The 17270-nt window shown below is 46.6% G+C and carries 14 protein-coding genes, 1 tRNA gene and 1 pseudogene; 10 read left to right on the top strand and 6 right to left on the bottom strand.

The window, feature by feature from the left end:
* Positions 1-228: 228 nt before the first annotated feature.
* The 9 genes from QUA16_RS12430 to urtE all read left to right on the top strand — a co-directional run bounded on the left by QUA16_RS12430 (position 229) and on the right by urtE (position 9737).
* Positions 229-1128: a class I SAM-dependent methyltransferase gene (locus QUA16_RS12430; protein WP_333101919.1), complete on the top strand. Its 900-nt coding sequence runs from the start codon at positions 229-231 to the stop codon at positions 1126-1128.
* A gap of 385 nt (positions 1129-1513) precedes the next feature.
* Positions 1514-2242, top strand: a complete 729-nt coding sequence (locus QUA16_RS12425; protein ID WP_333101920.1) for an HAD family phosphatase — start codon at positions 1514-1516, stop codon at positions 2240-2242.
* 120 nt (positions 2243-2362) lie between these two features.
* Positions 2363-2435, top strand: a tRNA-Ala gene (locus QUA16_RS12420).
* 540 nt (positions 2436-2975) lie between these two features.
* A complete protein-coding gene (urtA, locus tag QUA16_RS12415) occupies positions 2976-4298 on the top strand; it encodes an urea ABC transporter substrate-binding protein (RefSeq protein WP_333101921.1) in 1323 nt (440 codons plus the stop codon).
* A 361-nt stretch (positions 4299-4659) separates the two neighbouring features.
* Entirely contained in the window at positions 4660-5814 is a 1155-nt protein-coding gene (locus QUA16_RS12410) for an ABC transporter permease subunit (RefSeq protein ID WP_333101923.1), read from the top strand.
* Between the two features lie 27 nt (positions 5815-5841).
* Positions 5842-6984 carry an urea ABC transporter permease subunit UrtC gene (urtC, locus tag QUA16_RS12405; protein ID WP_333101924.1) on the top strand — a complete coding sequence of 381 codons (1143 nt, stop codon included), beginning with the start codon at positions 5842-5844 and terminating at the stop codon, positions 6982-6984.
* Positions 6985-7296: 312 nt separating this feature from the next.
* A complete protein-coding gene (locus tag QUA16_RS12400) occupies positions 7297-8019 on the top strand; it encodes a TIGR00266 family protein (protein ID WP_333101926.1) in 723 nt (240 codons plus the stop codon).
* Between the two features lie 186 nt (positions 8020-8205).
* On the top strand, positions 8206-8952 hold the full coding sequence (gene urtD, locus QUA16_RS12395; RefSeq protein WP_333101927.1) for an urea ABC transporter ATP-binding protein UrtD: 747 nt from the start codon (positions 8206-8208) through the stop codon (positions 8950-8952).
* A gap of 86 nt (positions 8953-9038) precedes the next feature.
* Positions 9039-9737 (top strand): urea ABC transporter ATP-binding subunit UrtE, encoded by a 699-nt coding sequence (urtE, locus tag QUA16_RS12390; RefSeq protein ID WP_333101929.1) that lies wholly within the window; start codon positions 9039-9041, stop codon positions 9735-9737.
* Between the two features lie 93 nt (positions 9738-9830).
* Here the strand turns inward: urtE and QUA16_RS12385 are convergent, their stop codons facing one another.
* From QUA16_RS12385 to QUA16_RS12370, 4 genes and pseudogenes are all read right to left on the bottom strand, one after another.
* Positions 9831-10178: a type II toxin-antitoxin system mRNA interferase toxin, RelE/StbE family gene (locus QUA16_RS12385; RefSeq protein WP_333101930.1), complete on the bottom strand. Its 348-nt coding sequence runs from the start codon at positions 10176-10178 to the stop codon at positions 9831-9833.
* 34 nt (positions 10179-10212) lie between these two features.
* A pseudogene (locus QUA16_RS12380) lies at positions 10213-11479 on the bottom strand (RNA-guided endonuclease InsQ/TnpB family protein).
* Between the two features lie 85 nt (positions 11480-11564).
* Positions 11565-11825, bottom strand: coding sequence for a hypothetical protein (locus QUA16_RS12375; protein ID WP_333101931.1), 261 nt, complete (start codon positions 11823-11825; stop codon positions 11565-11567).
* A 16-nt stretch (positions 11826-11841) separates the two neighbouring features.
* Positions 11842-12612 carry a pentapeptide repeat-containing protein gene (locus QUA16_RS12370; RefSeq protein WP_333101933.1) on the bottom strand — a complete coding sequence of 257 codons (771 nt, stop codon included), beginning with the start codon at positions 12610-12612 and terminating at the stop codon, positions 11842-11844.
* Between the two features lie 184 nt (positions 12613-12796).
* On the opposite strand from QUA16_RS12370, the gene QUA16_RS12365 reads away from it, so the two are divergent.
* A complete protein-coding gene (locus QUA16_RS12365) occupies positions 12797-13351 on the top strand; it encodes a hypothetical protein (RefSeq protein WP_333101934.1) in 555 nt (184 codons plus the stop codon).
* 60 nt (positions 13352-13411) lie between these two features.
* On the opposite strand, the gene QUA16_RS12360 is transcribed toward QUA16_RS12365, so the two are convergent.
* Entirely contained in the window at positions 13412-13888 is a 477-nt protein-coding gene (locus QUA16_RS12360) for a chemotaxis protein CheW (RefSeq protein WP_333101935.1), read from the bottom strand.
* 322 nt (positions 13889-14210) lie between these two features.
* Positions 14211-17105: a hybrid sensor histidine kinase/response regulator gene (locus QUA16_RS12355; protein WP_333181150.1), complete on the bottom strand. Its 2895-nt coding sequence runs from the start codon at positions 17103-17105 to the stop codon at positions 14211-14213.
* Positions 17106-17270: the final 165 nt, after the last annotated feature.

Below are 17270 nucleotides of genomic sequence, written 5' to 3'. Positions count from 1 at the left end.
TCTATCCTTGCTCTTCGCTGTGCTTATCTCAACGGTCAACTTTCAATTTGATGTATTTGCCAAACTGAGATGCACCCTGGCGGGGGAACTCCGTCACTCAAAAAAGCCTTTGCAAAAAAGGAAAAAGAAGCCTGCGGTCTAACGGTAATCCGTTGACCGTCAGGTTAGTTCACTGCTAAATTTACGGCCGTTGGCTAAAATTAGAAGAGTTTTTGTTAAAGGTGTTTTATGGCTGTTGGCAAGGATACAATTTTCGAGCGCTTTTTGTCGCCCCTGATTCGACTGGCGATCGACGAAGAAGCACTGAAACGACTCTACGAAGGTATTGACTGGGAAACAGCGGGCGATCGCTACCGACAACCCGATTTAGTTTATCCCGAATATTACACCAGCCAAAACTTTCACGGCATTAAACGCGGCTACCTCAACCCCAGTGCCGCCGTTTCCTACGATCCAATCACGCAATATGTTTTGCCTCCCCACGAAACAGTCGTCAGGCAAGGCTTAATTGACGCTGTGCGGGTGAAACCGCGCCGAATCATCGATTTGGGATGTGGCACCGGTTCGACAACGCTCATGCTCAAGCAAGCCTTTCCCGAAGCGGAAGTTGTCGGGCTGGATTTGTCGCCTTATATGCTGGTAGTTGCCGACATGAAAGCGCAAAAAGCCGGCTTAAATATCCAGTGGTTGCACGGAAATGCCGAAAGCGTTGCTTTTGGCGATGCCAGCTTCGATTTAGTCGCAGCTTCCTTGCTGTTTCACGAGACGCCACCTGCTGTATCGCGGGCAATTTTGCGAGAAAGCTTCCGACTTCTGAAGGTTGGGGGACAAGTGGCAATTTTGGACGGAAACCAAAAAACTTTGCGGCAGACAGAGTGGCTGACTGATATCTTTGAAGAGCCTTATATTAAATCTTACGCGGCTGGCAGCCTCGATGCTTGGGTGGGGGCGGCAGGATTCGCGGCGGTGCAAACTCACGAACACTGGTGGGTGAATCAGGTGACGCAGGGCGTGAAACCTTTGCCTGGGGAAGATTTGGAACAGGCCAAGGTGGCGAGGGGGTGGAATTGGGACGATCGAACTCCTGATGTTGATGGCGATTTACCAGGCATTCCAGCTCCTGCTTGATTTACAGAATAACCACCGACTGGAAGTCGGGGCTACACAAACAAAGTCCGCCTTCGCGGACTGAATAATAACTCATAACTAATAACTCATAACTAATAAGCTGTGGAGCATTTAAACCATTAACGATCCAGGTAAGGTGCGTCCCGAAGCGAACACTGACTATACATGGGAAACGCTTATGTACGCTCCGCACCCTACTAAGCTGTTACGCATTTAAACGACTAACGAACCAGGTAAGGTGCGTCAGAAGCGAACACTTACAGTTACAAGGGAAACGCTTATGTACTGACGCACCCTACAATCGGCCTTTAAATGTCGAACAGCTTATCCTCCTTTAAATGCGTAACAGCTTAACTCATAACTAATAACTCATAACCCATAACTAATGACTCTAAAAGCAGTTTTATTTGATTTTAATGGCGTGATTGTTAATGACGAGCCAATTCACGAGAAAATCATCGCTCAATTGATGCTTGATGAAAATCTCCAGCTCAAACGTGGGGAGTTTCGAGAAATTTGTTTGGGAAGGAGCGATCGCGCTTGCATTACCGAACTGCTCAAGCGCCGAGGACGATATCTAACAGAAACATATCTCGATCGACTGCTGCAGCGCAAGGCCCAAGCTTACAAAGCTCAAATAGATACTTTGGAGAAACTGCCGATTTATCCGGGTTTGGCAGAATTTATTGATAAAATTCTGGCCGCCGGACTGAAAATGGCGGTAGTTAGCGGGGCACTGCGATCGGATATAGAATTGGTGTTAGATCGGGCAGGTTTGGCAGCAAACTTTGAGTTAATTGTCGCAGGCGACGACTTGAGGGCGAGCAAACCAGCACCCGACGGCTATCTATTGGCTGTGGAACTTCTCAACCAGAAATACCCCGACTTTAACCTGCAACCGATCGAGTGTTTGGCGGTAGAAGATACTTTTGCGGGGATTGAAGCGGCGAAAAAAGCCGGGATTCAGGTTGCGGGTGTGACTCACACTTACCCGTTTCACATGATCCAGCGCCAAGCTAATTGGACGGTGGACTATTTTGCTGATTTAGAGTTGGATAGAGTCGCGGCACTTTGCTCGATCGCCCCCACTGAGCCGGCTGCGGAAAACACTTGACCTTTTTAGCAGTTACGTGCTAGTGTAAGTGACGGTCTGCGAACGTGAGAGCAAGCAAGACCTGTAAGTCTTTTAGATTCGGCAATCCGGCATCTAAAATGCTAAATTAAAACTCAATCAGGGGAATTAGCTCAGTTGGTAGAGCGCTGCGATCGCACCGCAGAGGCCAGCGGTTCGAGTCCGCTATTCTCCATAAATCAGGGGCATTACTACAGGTGACGATCGTACTCCAAGCGAAGTGCGATCGTCACCTGCTTTGATACTCGCCTATGAATGTGCGATCGACCCGGTTGCTGCCTAAGTTTTAGCATCAATAACCTGTGGAGAGCGAGAAACCGGCTTTCTATGAATGTGCGATCGACCCGGTTGCTGCCTAACTGGTAGCATCAATAAGATAATTTATGTAAAGAAACCGGTTTCTAATTACACAGTAATTGCTGAAAAGACGTATTTTGGTGTCTAAAGCCGGTTTCCCCAAAAAAATCCGCTAAGCCCCCGATCCCAACCCTGATGTCATCAGTCAATCTAAAATCTAAAATCTAAAATCTAAAATGGTATCACCCCGGTTTCTGCCGCCGTTGCCCTCAATCCCCACAAAACATTCATTTTGTCAAAAACAATAAGTTTTGTAGCTAAAAATACAACAGTCTGCTGAAGCGAGTCTTAATATCAAGTCGCTATGTGTTATTATTCTCAATCATCTGACTCATCTATTCAAGAGTAACAAGAAAAAATGACAAATCGATTCGATCGGCGGAAATTTCTTTTATACGGTTCTGCTACCCTAACATCAAGTTTATTTCTAAAAGCTTGTAGAACTCCAACTCCAACAGCAACTCCCGCCGCTTCTCCTTCTCCAAATTCCACAGGAACACCAGCAGCAGCCGGGGGCGGAAACACGATTAAAGTAGGAATTTTACATTCCTTGAGCGGCACGATGTCAATCAGCGAAAAAAGCGTTGTCGATGCCGAACAATTAGCGATCGAAGAAATCAATAAAGCTGGTGGCGTCCTCGGAAAACAAATCGAAGCAGTAGTAGAAGATGGCAACTCAGACTGGCCGACTTTTGCCGAAAAAGCCAAAAAATTGATCGACCAAGATAAAGTAGTCACAGTCTTCGGCTGCTGGACTTCCGCCAGTCGCAAAGCAGTATTGCCCGTATTTGAAGAAAAAAATCATATGCTCTGGTATCCCGTACAATACGAGGGTCAAGAGTGTTCCAAGAATATCTTTTATACCGGGGCTGCGCCGAACCAGCAAATCGAACCAGCAGTTGACTGGCTGCTACAAAATAAAGGCAAAAAATTCTTCTTAGTCGGGTCTGACTACGTTTTCCCCCGCACGGCAAATACCATTATCAAAGCACAGCTAGCAGCCAAAGGCGGCGAATTAGTTGGGGAGGATTACATTCCTTTGGGCGGGACAGAAGTCACGCCAATTATTACTAAAATTAAGGCAGCTTTGCCAGAGGGCGGCGTCATTTTCAACTCTCTCAACGGCGACAGCAACGTAGCATTTTTCAAACAGTTGCAGGGTGCAGGTTTGGGCCCGGACAAATATCCGTCAATGTCGGTCAGTATTGCAGAAGAAGAAGTAAAGGCGATCGGCGTAGAATATCTTAAAGGCCATTACGCCGCCTGGAATTACTTCATGACTGTAGACTCTCCGGCTAATACAAAATTTGTGGAAGCTTTCAAGGCCAAATACGGCAAAGATAGAGTGACCAATGACCCGATGGAAGCAGCTTATATCATGGTTTACCTGTGGAAGCAAGCCGTCGAAAAAGCAGGGACAGCCGACGATTTGGAAAAAGTGCGGGCAGCAGCTTTGGGTCAAACCTTTGACGCGCCGGAGGGCAAAGTTACGATGGAAAACAACCACCACATCTCTAAATTTGTCCGCTTGGGCGAAGTGAGAGAAGACGGTTTGTTTAACATCGCTTATGCTACACCAGAAGCAGTGAAGCCGGTGCCTTGGAATCAATTTGTCGCTGAAACAAAAGGCTTTGCTTGCGATTGGTCAGACCCCGCAAAAGGTGGCAAATTCAAAGCTTGATAAGTCGGTAATACCATTTTTTTTAACGTTGGCAACGTATCTTCGATCCCCCCTACCCCCCCTTAATAAGGGGGGGGCAAGAGCGTTCTTGCGTCACCCCCTACTCCCCTTAATCAGAGGGAACTGGAGTCTTCAAAGTCCCCCTTAATTAAGGGTAACTGGAGTCTTCAAAGTCCCCCTTAATCAAGGGTAAATTGAGTCTTCAAAGTCCCCCTTATTAAGGGGGATTTAGGGGGATCGAGATACTGACTCTAAGCATAATTTATAGAAAACTTGACGCTTAAGTTGACACCAACGGGGTAAAATCCGCCCCTAATTATCCGCGAACAAAGTTAACCGACTTGATGCAGGAGTAACAAAAGTGGCGATATTAGATGGTTTATTTAACGGCATTAGCATCGGCGCTGTTTTACTAATTGCAGCCCTGGGATTAGCGATTATTTTCGGGCTGATGGGCGTGATTAATATGGCTCATGGCGAGTTGATGATGCTGGGGGCTTATACAACTTTTGTGGTGCAAAATGTCTTCAAAGGTATGGGAGGATTTGCTTTTGAAACCTATATTTTATTTGCAATTCCCCTAGCTTTTTTAGTGGCTGCACTGGTAGGATTAATTCTCGAACGCGGAGTGATTCGCTATCTTTACGGGCGGCCGCTAGAAACTCTGCTGGCAACTTGGGGCGTAAGTTTAATTTTGCAGCAGTTTGTCCGCAGCGTTAGTTGGGTTCTGGTAATTGGGATTGCGGTGTTTTGTTTGCTGTTTTTTGGCGGTTTGCGGTTGCTGAAATCTCGCCTGGATTTCGATCGCATTCGCAACAAAATTATCGCCCTAATTTTGCCTTTATCTTTGGGTATTTCCTGGGCGGTGAGCGCCTTTTTAGGACAAACCTACAAACTGGCAGTAACTCAACCTTGGTTTGGCGCTCAAAATGTGGACGTAACTGCACCGCAATGGTTGCGGGGTGGCATACCGCTGGGCAATTTTCAGTTGCCCTACGCCCGAATTTTTATTATTGTCCTTACCGGAATTTGTTTGGCGGGAATTTACCTATTTTTGCAAAAGTCTGTGTGGGGATTGCGGATTAGATCCGTGACGCAAAATCGCAGCATGAGTGCGTGTTTGGGAATTCCTACCGAACAAGTAGACGCGCTGACTTTTGCTTTGGGTTCGGGGTTGGCAGGTGTCGCTGGGTGCGCGATTAGTTTGATCGGTTCCGTAGGGTCAAATACCGGACAAAATTATATAGTCGATACCTTTATGGTGGTGGTTGTCGGCGGTGTCGGCAAGATTGTGGGGAGTGTAGTTGCTGCGATCGCGATCGGCACTGCCAATTACCTGATCGGTTCTGGAACATTAGCATTAATGTTCGCTCCTATCAAGCCTTTAGCCGATTTCTTCACATTTTTCGCCACAACCAGCATGGCAAAAGTAATGGTATTCGCCTTAATTATGGCTTTTCTGCAAGTGAAGCCGGGAGGGATTTTCCCGCAAAAAGGGCGGACGGTAGAAAATTAAAAATTACAACTGCGAGTGTAGCGAAAAATGCAGAAAACACATCAAAAACCCTGGGTAAAAGAAGCGGCAATTGTCAGCGCGATCGCCCTCACATTCATCTTACTCCTCCCAGGAATACTCCCCGACGTTCGGCTCAATCAATTGGGGCGGTTTTTAGCACTAGCAATTGCCGCCCTCGGCATAGACTTGATTTGGGGATACACGGGTTTACTTAGTTTAGGGCATGGGGTGTTTTTTGCAATCGGCGGCTACGCTTTCGCCATGCACCTAAAATTGCAAATTCCTCCAACCGCCAGCAGTCAATTGCCAGAATTTATGAACCTCTACGGCGTTACCGAACTCCCCTGGTTTTGGCAACCATTTTATTCATTTCCCTTCTCAGCATTAGCAGTAGTTCTCATCCCCGCCATCTTGGGCGCACTTTTAGGTTATTTAGTATTCCGCAATCGAATTCGAGGCGTTTACTTTTCAATTCTTACCCAAGCAGCAACCATTGTATTTTTCAACTTCTTTAACGGCCAGCAAAAACTGATTAACGGAACCAACGGACTCACCGACTTTAAAACCCTGTTCGGAGCCACAGTAAATGACCGAGATACTCAATATATTTTCTACATTCTCACCATACTATTTCTAGCAGCAACTTACGCCCTCTGTAGGTGGCTGACCAGCGGGCGTTTCGGCCGCCTGCTAGTAGCAATTCGCGACGACGAAGTGCGCCTGCGTTTCTCAGGTTACAATCCCACAGGATATAAAGTTTTAGTCTTTGCAATTTCCGCCGGTTTAGCCGGGATAGCAGGGGCATTATTTACCGTACAAACCGGAATCATTTCGCCAAAAGCAATGGATATTGCCTTTTCAATTGAAATGGTAATCTGGGTCGCAGTGGGAGGCCGCGCCACATTATCGGGAGCAATATTGGGAACACTGCTAGTCAACTTTGGCAAAAGTTTCTTGAGCGAACAATTCCCCGAAGTTTGGCTGTTTTTCCAAGGTGCGCTATTCCTCATAGTAGTTACAGTGCTGCCCGACGGCTTAGTCGGATGGCTGCAACATCAAGGTTTCGACCAAATCCGCAGTTTGTTCAGAAGACCCAAGTACGCATCTACTTACCCCAGCCTGGAACAAGACCCCCAAGTGCAGCTCGAAAAAGAAGAACTTGAACATTGAGTGCAAAAATATCGTGTAATTTATAACTAGGCGGACATAAATAAATTTCACCAGGCAGCGAGGAACGAAGTAATCGCCATAGACTTGGGAAAAGCTGCATTTTTATCTGAGAATATGCAATATATATGTCCACCTACTTAGGAATCAGAATTAAATAACCTGCAATTTTAATTGTTCTTGTGGGATGGGCGTCTCGCCCGTCCCTTATAGACGGGCGAGACGCCCATCCCACAGGCTTATGCAAATTATTTAATTCACGATCCTTAGATATCAGTAGCAAGTAGCTTCGTTCTTTAACTTGAGGGGCAACATATGGCAGATATTATTGACTACAAAATCTACGGCGACGATTTGCAACTCATCGAGATTGAACTCGACCCCAAAGAAGGTGTCAGGGCTGAAGCTGGAACCATGACATACATGGAAGGCGACATCCAAATGCAAACATCCACAGGCGGCGGCTTATTTCAAGGTTTCAAACGGATGCTGACAGGAGCGGGTTTTTTCATTACCACTTTTGTTAACGCCGGAAATCGCAAGGGCCGCGTCGCTTTTGCCGCCCCCTATCCGGGTAAAGTAATTCCCCTCGATTTAGGCCAACTTGGCGGTCAATTTTTGTGTCAAAAAGACTCATTTCTCTGTGCAGCCAACGGCATTGAAATTGAGGTAGCATTCACCAAGCGGCTCGGTGCCGGTTTCTTTGGTGGAGAAGGTTTTATTCTGCAAAAGTTGCAGGGTGATGGGCTAGCTTTTGTTCATGCGGGAGGAACAATAGTTGAGAAAAATTTGGGAGTTGGCGAAGTGTTGCGAGCGGACACTGGTTGTTTGGTAGCTTTTGCGCCGACTGTAGATTACGATATTCAGTTTGTGGGCGGGTTTAAAAATGCTCTATTTGGCGGCGAAGGCTTGTTTTTAGTCAAGCTAACCGGGCCTGGAAAAGTGTATTTGCAAAGTCTGCCCCTCTCGAAGCTAGCTGAGCGAATTATGGCTGCATCTCCACCTCCAGTGTCGAGCAGTTCGAGCAGTTTTTCTTGAGAGTAAAATAACCATTTATCTGCTTGTGTAGGGTGCGTCAGCCCGCAGATTTCCTGGCTTACCCAGAGACTGTTAACTGACGCACCCTACCCGGAGAAAATTAGCGCTGTCAGGTGCGTCAGCCAAGAGATTTTCCGGCTTACCCAGAGACTTTTAACTGACGCACCCTACCCGGAGAAATCACCTATGAATGGCAAAGTATTAGAAATAGAAAACTTGACTGTTAGTTTTGATGGTTTTAAAGCCATAAATGGTTTAAATTTTAGTATGGATGCGGGCGAACTGCGAGTTATAATTGGCCCCAATGGTGCGGGTAAAACAACTTTTCTCGATTCAATTACCGGGAAGGTGCAGCCGACAGAGGGCAGGGTGTTATTTAAGGGACAAAATTTACGCAAGTTGTCGGAAGATAGGATTTCGCGCTTGGGAATTGGTCGCAAGTTTCAGACGCCGCGAGTTTACTTGAATTTAACGCCGCGCGAAAATTTGGAATTGTCTTGCAGCCGCCATAAAAATGTTTTTTCGACTTTGTTCAAGCCTGCTTCTGCTGCTGAAAAACGCACGGTTGCGGGCTTGTTAGAAACAATTGGTTTAGTTGCTAAAGCTGATATTTCGGCTGGTTTGCTTTCTCACGGGGAAAAGCAATGGTTGGAAATTGGAATGTTGGTGGCTCAATCTCCTGATTTGTTGTTGGTAGATGAACCTGTGGCGGGTTTGACGGATGAGGAAACGATGTTAACTGGAGAGTTGCTGATTTCGCTGGCCGAAAGTCATTCGGTGTTGGTAATTGAGCACGATATGGAGTTTGTGCGGCAAATTGCGCGGCAGGTTACGGTGTTGCATCAGGGTGCGGTTTTGTGTGAGGGGACTATGGATGAGGTGCAAAATGACGATCGGGTAATTGAGGTATATTTGGGCAAACCGGAAGAATAGTTATTAGTCAACAGTCAACAGTCAACAGTCAACAGTTAACAGTCAACAGTCAACAGTCAACAGTCAACAGTCAACAGTAAATAATTATGCTACAAGTTTCTAATTTGAATGTTTACTACGGCGAAAGTCACATTTTGCGCGATGTCGATTTAAGCGTAAATGCTGGGCAAATGGTTTGCTTAATCGGCCGCAATGGTGTGGGCAAAACTACTATGCTAAAAACGATTATGGGGTTGCTGCAACCCCGCAGTGGCACTATTGCTTTTGGGGGAGAATCTATTGCTTCTAAGTTGACTTACCAGCGGGCTAGATTAGGCATTGGTTATGTGCCTCAAGGGCGTGAAGTTATTCCACGTTTGACGGTAAAAGAAAATCTTTTGTTAGGTTTGGAAGCGAAACCAACCAAAACCAAAAATCCTGAAGTTCCTGATGAAATTTTTGAGTTATTTCCGGTTTTGAAAACTATGCTCGATCGCCTGGGAGGTGATTTGAGCGGGGGACAGCAGCAGCAGTTAGCTATTGCTAGGGCTTTGATGGGTGAGCCGCAGTTGCTGGTTTTGGATGAACCTACGGAGGGGATTCAGCCATCGATTATTTTAGATATTGAAGCGGCGGTGCGCCGTGTGGTTGCGACTAGGGGAATTTCTGTTTTGTTGGTGGAGCAACATTTGCATTTTGTGCGGCAGGCTGACTGGTATTATGCTATGCAAAAAGGCGGGATTGTGGCTTCTGGAAGCACTAGCGAGTTAAGTGATGAGGTGATTCAGAGGTTTTTGGCTGTTTGAATAGAATTGAAGGAAGGCACGACACGGATTTTGACGATGACAGCGAGCGCCTCAAAGAGCAAGAAGGGCAAGCGTTTAGATTTGAAAAATGGCTTATTCGTCTGGGTTCGCTTGGTATTCTGCGATCGCAGTTTGGATTTCCTCGGCGGAGACATTTGCTTGTTCTGATTTCGAGTAAATCAGGTGTAAAACAACTTGAGTCGGTGATTCAACTTGATAAATCAAGCGATAACCGCCGCTCTTACCAACTTGGGAATCACTGTTTTTAGCCCGGACTTTGTAAACGGTGTATTGAGTCCCTGTAATCTGGTTTCCTATGAAGTTTCCTTGGATAAGCTCATCAAGGACTGGCTGAATATCGGTTTGAATTTGGCGATACTTTTTAGCGAGTCCTTTGAGGCGACGTTTGAAGAGTAGCGTGAATGTGACTTGGACTGACATATCAGACATTGATAGCTGGCAAAAGCATAGTCATTTATGACATGACATGAGAGGCGTCAAGTCCCTCCCCTTTCACTTGTGCTTTGAGCGGATTGACCCGCCTCGGTTGAACTACGCAACTCCCTATCAAGAAAGCTGAACGCATTTGGGATTGCTTTTCTGAGGATGTTGTAAGAGCCGTTGACATCGGAATTAATTAATTGACCGACTGCTGTCTTGTACAAACCTCTTTTGATCCGCCTACCGCTAAATACAGCGTCCTTATCAGTATTTCCGTAGACAGGTATTGAATCTAAACCGAGAAAATTTGATTGAGAAGTGTAAGATTCTTCTTGCACGATCACTTTAATCCCAACCAGTCGAGCTTTATATTCCAACATCTCAATTAATCGAGCGTGAGGAATACTGACAAAATTTTGATTGGTTTTCTTCCCTAAATCGATCTCGGTTTTCCACTGTGCATTTTTGCCAATTACTAGCGTCCCAATTTGCTTTGCAGCCAAAAGATCGACTATCAATCGACTGACGTGATGCAAGTAATTATCGACTTTTTGGTTGCGACAGCGAGTTAAGCGCTGAACCCGGGGTGAAGTTTTGCAACCTTTTAACTGAGATTGCAACTCGGCTTTGCGTTTGTTGTAGAACTGGTTGATTGATTTCAACGGACGCCCGTTAATCAACAGAGGGGTAAAACCCGGCTGATTTGAAGTTAGCGCTACCAAATTATTCAGTCCTAAATCAATGCTAGCTGCAAATTTGTCGTCGTTGGCGGTGGACTCCGGCTCATTATAAATTACCTCAATCACATAAGAATCGCATTTGGGAACCAATCTAACTTGACAAATTCGATCGGGATTTACTTTAGTTTTGATTGATATTTCCGTACCAGAAAGCTTAATGATTCCTTTCTTCAATGGCTTGCTGCTAATCGCTTGAATTGTGTAGACGAGAATGTTTCGCCCTTTGACCTTATCTTTGTACTTCGGCAGCTTCGGGCGACCAGTGAATTTAAAGGAATCAGCTTTGTAAGCTTTGACTGCTTCAAAAAACGATTTCCAATTCTTGTCCAGTACCATCAAAATTTGTTGGCTAACCTTAGCAGGTAAAGCCTTGTATGCTTGATGAGACTTCATCAAGCGGTTCATCTCGTTGTAATTAACGTGACCCCATCCGTAGACAAAACTTTGACGAATGACGTAGTTAGCGGCATTGTAGAGATTTTTGGATTTAAAAGCCAATTTATCAATCTGGGCGAAACGATGTTCCGTAGATTTAATGATGTGCCTCTCTGTTAATTGCATTTGGCTTTTCCATTCTTAGCGAGCGCAACATTTTTTGACTTCCATGACTATATGATACTACTATTGTTTATTAATGCTTACAAGCTTAATGAAGTTTTACAATACCGTCCCAGAGTTCCGATATGGGAAAGGTTTGTCCCGCTTTGGCTTGGTGGAGGGAGGCTTTCAGATCGGCGAGGATTTGCTCGTTGGAGTCGGTATCTGAGTCAAAATCTGAGTCTAAGTCTGGGGCGATCGCGGATTGTGTCCGACTGGTCAAAAATTCCAGAAATGCCAGCGTTTGCTCTAAAAGTGGCTCAGGAGTCCGTTCGATCGCTTCGAGAAGGCGTTGTTTAATCGGCGACATAAGACTACCTCTATTATTAATTATTTTTTCTGCCGTCGGGCATTGTGGTGCCGGCCATGCTTGCTCGATCGATACTAGCGCCATCTATATTAGCATTGCGGAGGTTGGCATCGGAAAGATTGGCATCTCTCAAGTCGGAAAATCGCAGGTCTGCACCGTCTAGATTTGTCTTTGTCAAGTTAGCTTTTCTGAGGTTAGCGTTGCTGATTCTCGCTCCTACTAATTCGGCTCCGCTTAAGTTTGTGCGAGCTAGATTGGTGTTGACAAAATCTGAGATCTCGAAGCGACTACCGCTGAGGTTGGCATCTGATAAATCTGCTCCTGTAAGGATGGGATTTTTTAAGTTAAGGTTAACTAATTTTACGGCTCGGAGGTCGCAGCGGGAGCAGCTTTGAGTTAGCAGCAGCATTTCGACGTTGGCGTTGATTTGGTCGATTTGTTGCTGGGAGAAATTTTCGGCAAATTCTGGGGAGACGTAGCCGAGCTTTTTGGGGTCGTTTGCTTTTGGTTGGGGTGTTTGGATTGGGGGTGTTTGGATTTGTTGGGGTGTTGGGATTTGTTGGGGTGTTTGTGGTTGGGGTGTTTGTGGTTGGGGTGTTTGTGGTTGGGGTGTTGGGATTGATTGGGGTGTTGGGATTGATTGGGGTGTTGGGATTGATTGGGGTGTTGGGATGGGTTGGGGTGTTTCTATTTGCCCGATCGCACTTAGTTGCAGCCCCACCTTCGGCAAATCGAGAGTTGCTGCAAAAATTAGTAGGGCGATCGATAATATTGTGATTTTTTTCATAAATAAATAACAAGAGTGCAAAAATACTATTTACAGTTTATGGGAAGGTGCCCACTGTATCGTCATTCTTCGATAAGTTCCCTGAACTTTATCAACCAGGTAGAATTCAGCAAGACTCGCCTCAATTTTACAGACACCATGTACGAAGAACGAATCACGAATCTAAACAGGAGGAAATCATCCTATGTATCGGCGCAAAATCAGCCACAATTGGAAATATCTACTCACGTCTGTCATCAGTTTTGTCATCGTTGCAGTCATCCTTTTATCGCAAGGGAGGGCATTGGCGCAGGATTCGCCCCAGGCAGTGGTGAATGAGTTTTACCAGTGGTATCTAAAAACTGAATCGGTGACTCGGCAATTCTCGCAGCAAAAAGCCGCGTTCGATCCAGAACTGTATACGCAACTGGTGCAAGCCTGGGCCAAGCAACCGGGGCAGGATGCGGAGTTTGTGGATTTTGATGTGTTTTCAGGGACGCAGGTGGGGATGGTTAAAGCTGTGGTGAGATCCGTGAAGCAACCGTGGCAGGACCACACCGCAGAAGTGGACATGGATCTGTATGCAGGGCGCTTGCGAAATGGCCAGATGGTGCAGGTGGGGGACAAGGCGGTGACGGTGAAAGTGCTGATGGAGAAAAAGGAAAATACCGCGTGGCGCATTCGCAATTTGGTTTATGCCCAGGGCAATTGGGATAATCTGCTGTGCATTTTGCGGGGAATTAACCGCGTGGCCCGCTGATGAGGGCGATCGCCGCCATAGGTTAACATACTAAACACTGACTCCGCAGGATTCATATTGCTACATTGGCTTAAATAGATCGAAATTCAGATAAAAAACTTCGGAACCATCAGGTGCGCGAATTAACTTTTCTATTACCGAAGGCAGTTGCTGTTGACGGTACAATTCGGGAATCTCGCAGAAGCTTTCTTCGGTAATTTCCAAAATTTTTGGCATATCAGGAAGGGGAATCCCTAACCGATCGCTTTTATTTAAGGTACAAATAATCAGGTATTTGCACTCAGCAAGGCTCGGACTGCTGGGAAATATTGTGGATAAATTAATTATGGTAATCAGTTCTTCTTGATGCCGCAATAAACTATTACCGTTAGGTAAAATGCCGTAGACATTAAAGTTTTTAACAATGCGCTCCACTCGTTCAATAGGAACAGCATAGTAAATATTTCCTAGTTCAAAGCAAACCATTTTTTTAGGGACAATTCTAACAGTTGCTTGTTTCTTGCTCCGAAAGCGGCGATTGTAATTGGCGTGAGTCATTCGATTTTAGATTTTAGATTTTAGATTTTAGATTGAGGATTATTGGATTTTAGATTGAAGATTATTGATTTTATCTCAACTCCCTTGGCATCTGAATTATTCATCTCTATCTTCCCTTTCTCTGTATCCTCTGCGTCCTCTGCGGTTTAATCATTCCGATACAACCGGAATTGATATTAGGTTTTAGATTATTAAAAAATAGGGGATTTTAGTAGGTGAGTCGGCTGCGTAGCTTCCCACTATAATTAGCGTCCTCAATTACTTTTGACCTAAGTTTTGTTTGAGATTAGGGATTATTTTAGTGGAGATTTGAGATAGTGGATTAAATTATTGAGTGGTGGATTAATTTGGGGATAGCTTGTAAAAGTTGGGCTTCGCTGTAAGGTTTGGTGAAGTATTGATTGGCGCCTAATTCCATTGCCATTTGCCGATGTTTGGGCCCGCTACGGGATGTCAGCATAGCTACGGGAATCTTAGCAAACCGCTCGGTCGATCTGATCGATCGCAACAATTCAAATCCATCCATCCGGGGCATTTCAATATCCACGATCGCCAAACTGCAATCAAGACCATTTTGCAACTTTTCCAGGGCATCCACACCGTCTTTAGCCTGTACCACCCGGTAGCGAGCACGAGTCAGCGTCAGAGACAGCAACTGGCGAATTGTATAGGAATCATCCACTACCAAAATCTGCGGTGACTGACTCGCACTCGCCGGCATCTCCTGCACTTTACCGGAAATAGCGGCGATCGAACTATTTACCACAGGTTGGCCCACCAAATCGTCCACATCCAGAATATTCACCACGCGCCCGTCCCCCAAAATCGTAGTCCCCAAAACCCCGCGAGGCTTGGATAGAGGCGGTGGCAAAGGTTTAACCACAATTTCCTGCTGACCGATCAGCCGTTCCACTGCCACCGCCAGCATTCCTTCGGTAGAAGCCAAAACCAGGACAGGAATTTCGTCTTGGGTCAAAGGGTCAGGAGAGGGGGCATCCGGCGCGAGGACGCTGTATTCGAGCAAATCTTGCATTCTCACCAAACGAATAAATTCCTCCCGCCACCACAGCATCGGCTGATTGCCGGCAATGTGAACTTCCGAGGCTTTAATGTGCAGAATTTCCTCGACTGCATCCAGTGGCACTGCTATTTTATTGTGATCGGTTTTCACCATCAAAGCATCAGTAATCGACAGCAGCAGTGGCAGTTTAATGATAAAACTCGTACCTTTTCCCAGGCGAGAGTCTACCTTCACAGTCCCCCGCACAGTCCGCAAATTTGTTCGCACCACGTCAAGCCCGACTCCCCGCCCCGAAAGGTCGCTGACCCCTTCTGTAGTGCTGAAACCCGGCCAAAACAGAAAATCGTAGAGTTCGGCAATAGAAAATTCTTGAGCTTGTTCCTCCGTAGCCAAACCCTTTGTGACAATTTTACGGCGAATCATTTCCGGGTCAATGCCTTTGCCATCATCGGCGACAGTAATAATAGTTTGGCCACCTTGGTGGCGGGCTTCTATTTCTATTTGACCGCTGGCCGACTTGCCGCTTGCTTTCCGAACTTGGGGCATTTCGATGCCGTGGTCGAAAGCGTTTCTCACTAAGTGTATTAAGGGATCGCGCAAAGCGTCGAGCAAACTTTCGTCAATTTTCGTATCTCTTCCCACTAGCAGCAGGTTGACATCTTTATCGTATGTGATACACATCTCCCGCAGGGCTCTGGGCAAGTGATCGACGGCGCGACTGAAACTCACGACTCGCAACTGCATGACGCGGCTGCGTAGTTGTTCGGTAATGCGGCGCAGTTGGTCGGTACTGCGCTCGAATTTCATGGCTAAGGTGTCTAATTTGGTGGCGGATTGAGAAATTGCTTGGGCAGTTTCGATGACTTCTGCGGCTGTCGAGTGGAACTCTGTATAACGATCCATCTCTAAGATATCGAAGTGAGCATGAACCGGAGAGGATTTGCCGTTAGCAATCATGGGGAATTCTGTTTCTGCAGCAGCAAGTTTTCCCAATCCAGAGTTCCCGTTTCCCCCTCTCCACTCTGCAAAGCTCAGTCTGTCGTATTCTTCTCGCAACTGACCGCCGAATTGGTTCAAATCTACGATGTTGCGGCGGATGCGCTTGACTTCGCCGCGCAGTTCGGATTCTTGAAGTTCTAAATTTGTACGGTTGATGACTAATTCCCCGACTAGATTCACCAATTCAGTTAAGCGTTCTAAGTCTACCCGGATTGTCGGCCTTTGCGGGTTGGGGACTGGGAGAGTCGAGGAGGGGGGGATTTCGGGGGGAGTGGGAGAGGGGGAGAGTGGGGGAGTGGGAGTGGGGGAGAGTGGGAGAGTGGGAGTGGGGGAGAGGGAGAGGGGGAGAGTGGGGGAGGGGGAGAGGGGGAGAGTGGGGGAGGGGGAGAGGGGGAGAGTGGGAGTGGGGGAGATTTCGGGGATGTCGAGCGCCCTTCCTTCCAATATTTGTTGGCGTGCGGTTTGCAAGTTTTGGGCGATCGCCCAACCGTCGGATTGCAACCGTTGTACAGTCAAGTCGGGAGAGTCTATCAAATCTTTGAGGGCTGCGGCGACTTTCCCAAAATCCGGCAATTGCAGCATTCCAGCCAAACCGGAGAGTTGGTAGTAAACCTGGTTGAGGGCGGTGACGCTTGTTGCCAAATCTGCTTCGGAACCTTGGGAAAGCTCGGTTTCTAGGCGATTGAAGAGTGCCGGCACTTGCTGTTCAAAAATCAGTTTCAGGGTTTCGGGGGCGGGCCCTTGGCCGGCTGCGACGACTGGCTGCTGTTCTGACTTGCCGTACTTGGCCTGGAATTCCGAGAAAATTCGGGCGATCGCCTCCAAGTTTTCCGTTTGATCCGGAGTTGTAATATCGGAGTGTTGAACTGATTCGATCGTAATCTTTTTGAGAGCATCCACCCCCTGCAGCAAAACACTCACAGTAGTCGGTTCCAGGGCCGCCAAGTCTGTGCGATCGCGCAAAATGACAAAACAGTCCTCCAGCGTGTGAGCCGCCGCCGATACGTTTTGAAAGCCCAACATCGAACCCGCACCTTTAATCGAGTGCGCCGCCCGAAACATTTCTTTAACTGCCGCTTGTCGCTCTTTCAAACCCGCAGCTTCCATCGCCAGCAGATTCGTCTCCATTGACTGAAGAAACTCTTCGCATTCTGCGGTAAAAGCATCTATTAATTCGTTTAAATCGTCATCATTCATATTAGTCTGTTGTCTGTTGACTGTTAACTGTTGACTGTTAACTGTGGGCTGTTTTTTTATATATGATGTCCCGTTATTTAACTGTAATTGTTGTCGGAGCGGGTTCACGATTATCTATAACTTCGCATTCAGGATATTTGTCAACCCGCCCCGGCAACAACGATA

Source organism: Microcoleus sp. S13_C3 (assembly GCF_036700905.1).
Taxonomy (GTDB): Bacteria; Cyanobacteriota; Cyanobacteriia; order Cyanobacteriales; family Microcoleaceae; genus Microcoleus.
Note: the sequence above shows the minus strand (reverse complement) of the source record. Positions and strands in the feature narration are given on the sequence as shown.

Excerpts from the sequence above, each read along its gene's own strand:
- QUA16_RS12370 (WP_333101933.1), bottom strand. The coding sequence starts at position 12,612 with ATGAAAAAAATCACAATATTATCGATCGCCCTACTAATTTTTGCAGCA.
- QUA16_RS12385 (WP_333101930.1), bottom strand. The coding sequence starts at position 10,178 with ATGTCAGTCCAAGTCACATTCACGCTACTCTTCAAACGTCGCCTCAAA.
- QUA16_RS12430 (WP_333101919.1), top strand. The coding sequence starts at position 229 with ATGGCTGTTGGCAAGGATACAATTTTCGAGCGCTTTTTGTCGCCCCTG.
- urtC (WP_333101924.1), top strand. The coding sequence starts at position 5,842 with ATGCAGAAAACACATCAAAAACCCTGGGTAAAAGAAGCGGCAATTGTC.
- urtD (WP_333101927.1), top strand. The coding sequence starts at position 8,206 with ATGAATGGCAAAGTATTAGAAATAGAAAACTTGACTGTTAGTTTTGAT.
- QUA16_RS12425 (WP_333101920.1), top strand. The coding sequence starts at position 1,514 with ATGACTCTAAAAGCAGTTTTATTTGATTTTAATGGCGTGATTGTTAAT.
- QUA16_RS12375 (WP_333101931.1), bottom strand. The coding sequence starts at position 11,825 with ATGTCGCCGATTAAACAACGCCTTCTCGAAGCGATCGAACGGACTCCT.
- QUA16_RS12365 (WP_333101934.1), top strand. The coding sequence starts at position 12,797 with ATGTATCGGCGCAAAATCAGCCACAATTGGAAATATCTACTCACGTCT.
- QUA16_RS12355 (WP_333181150.1), bottom strand. The coding sequence starts at position 17,105 with ATGAATGATGACGATTTAAACGAATTAATAGATGCTTTTACCGCAGAA.
- urtA (WP_333101921.1), top strand. The coding sequence starts at position 2,976 with ATGACAAATCGATTCGATCGGCGGAAATTTCTTTTATACGGTTCTGCT.
- QUA16_RS12360 (WP_333101935.1), bottom strand. The coding sequence starts at position 13,888 with ATGACTCACGCCAATTACAATCGCCGCTTTCGGAGCAAGAAACAAGCA.
- urtE (WP_333101929.1), top strand. The coding sequence starts at position 9,039 with ATGCTACAAGTTTCTAATTTGAATGTTTACTACGGCGAAAGTCACATT.
- QUA16_RS12400 (WP_333101926.1), top strand. The coding sequence starts at position 7,297 with ATGGCAGATATTATTGACTACAAAATCTACGGCGACGATTTGCAACTC.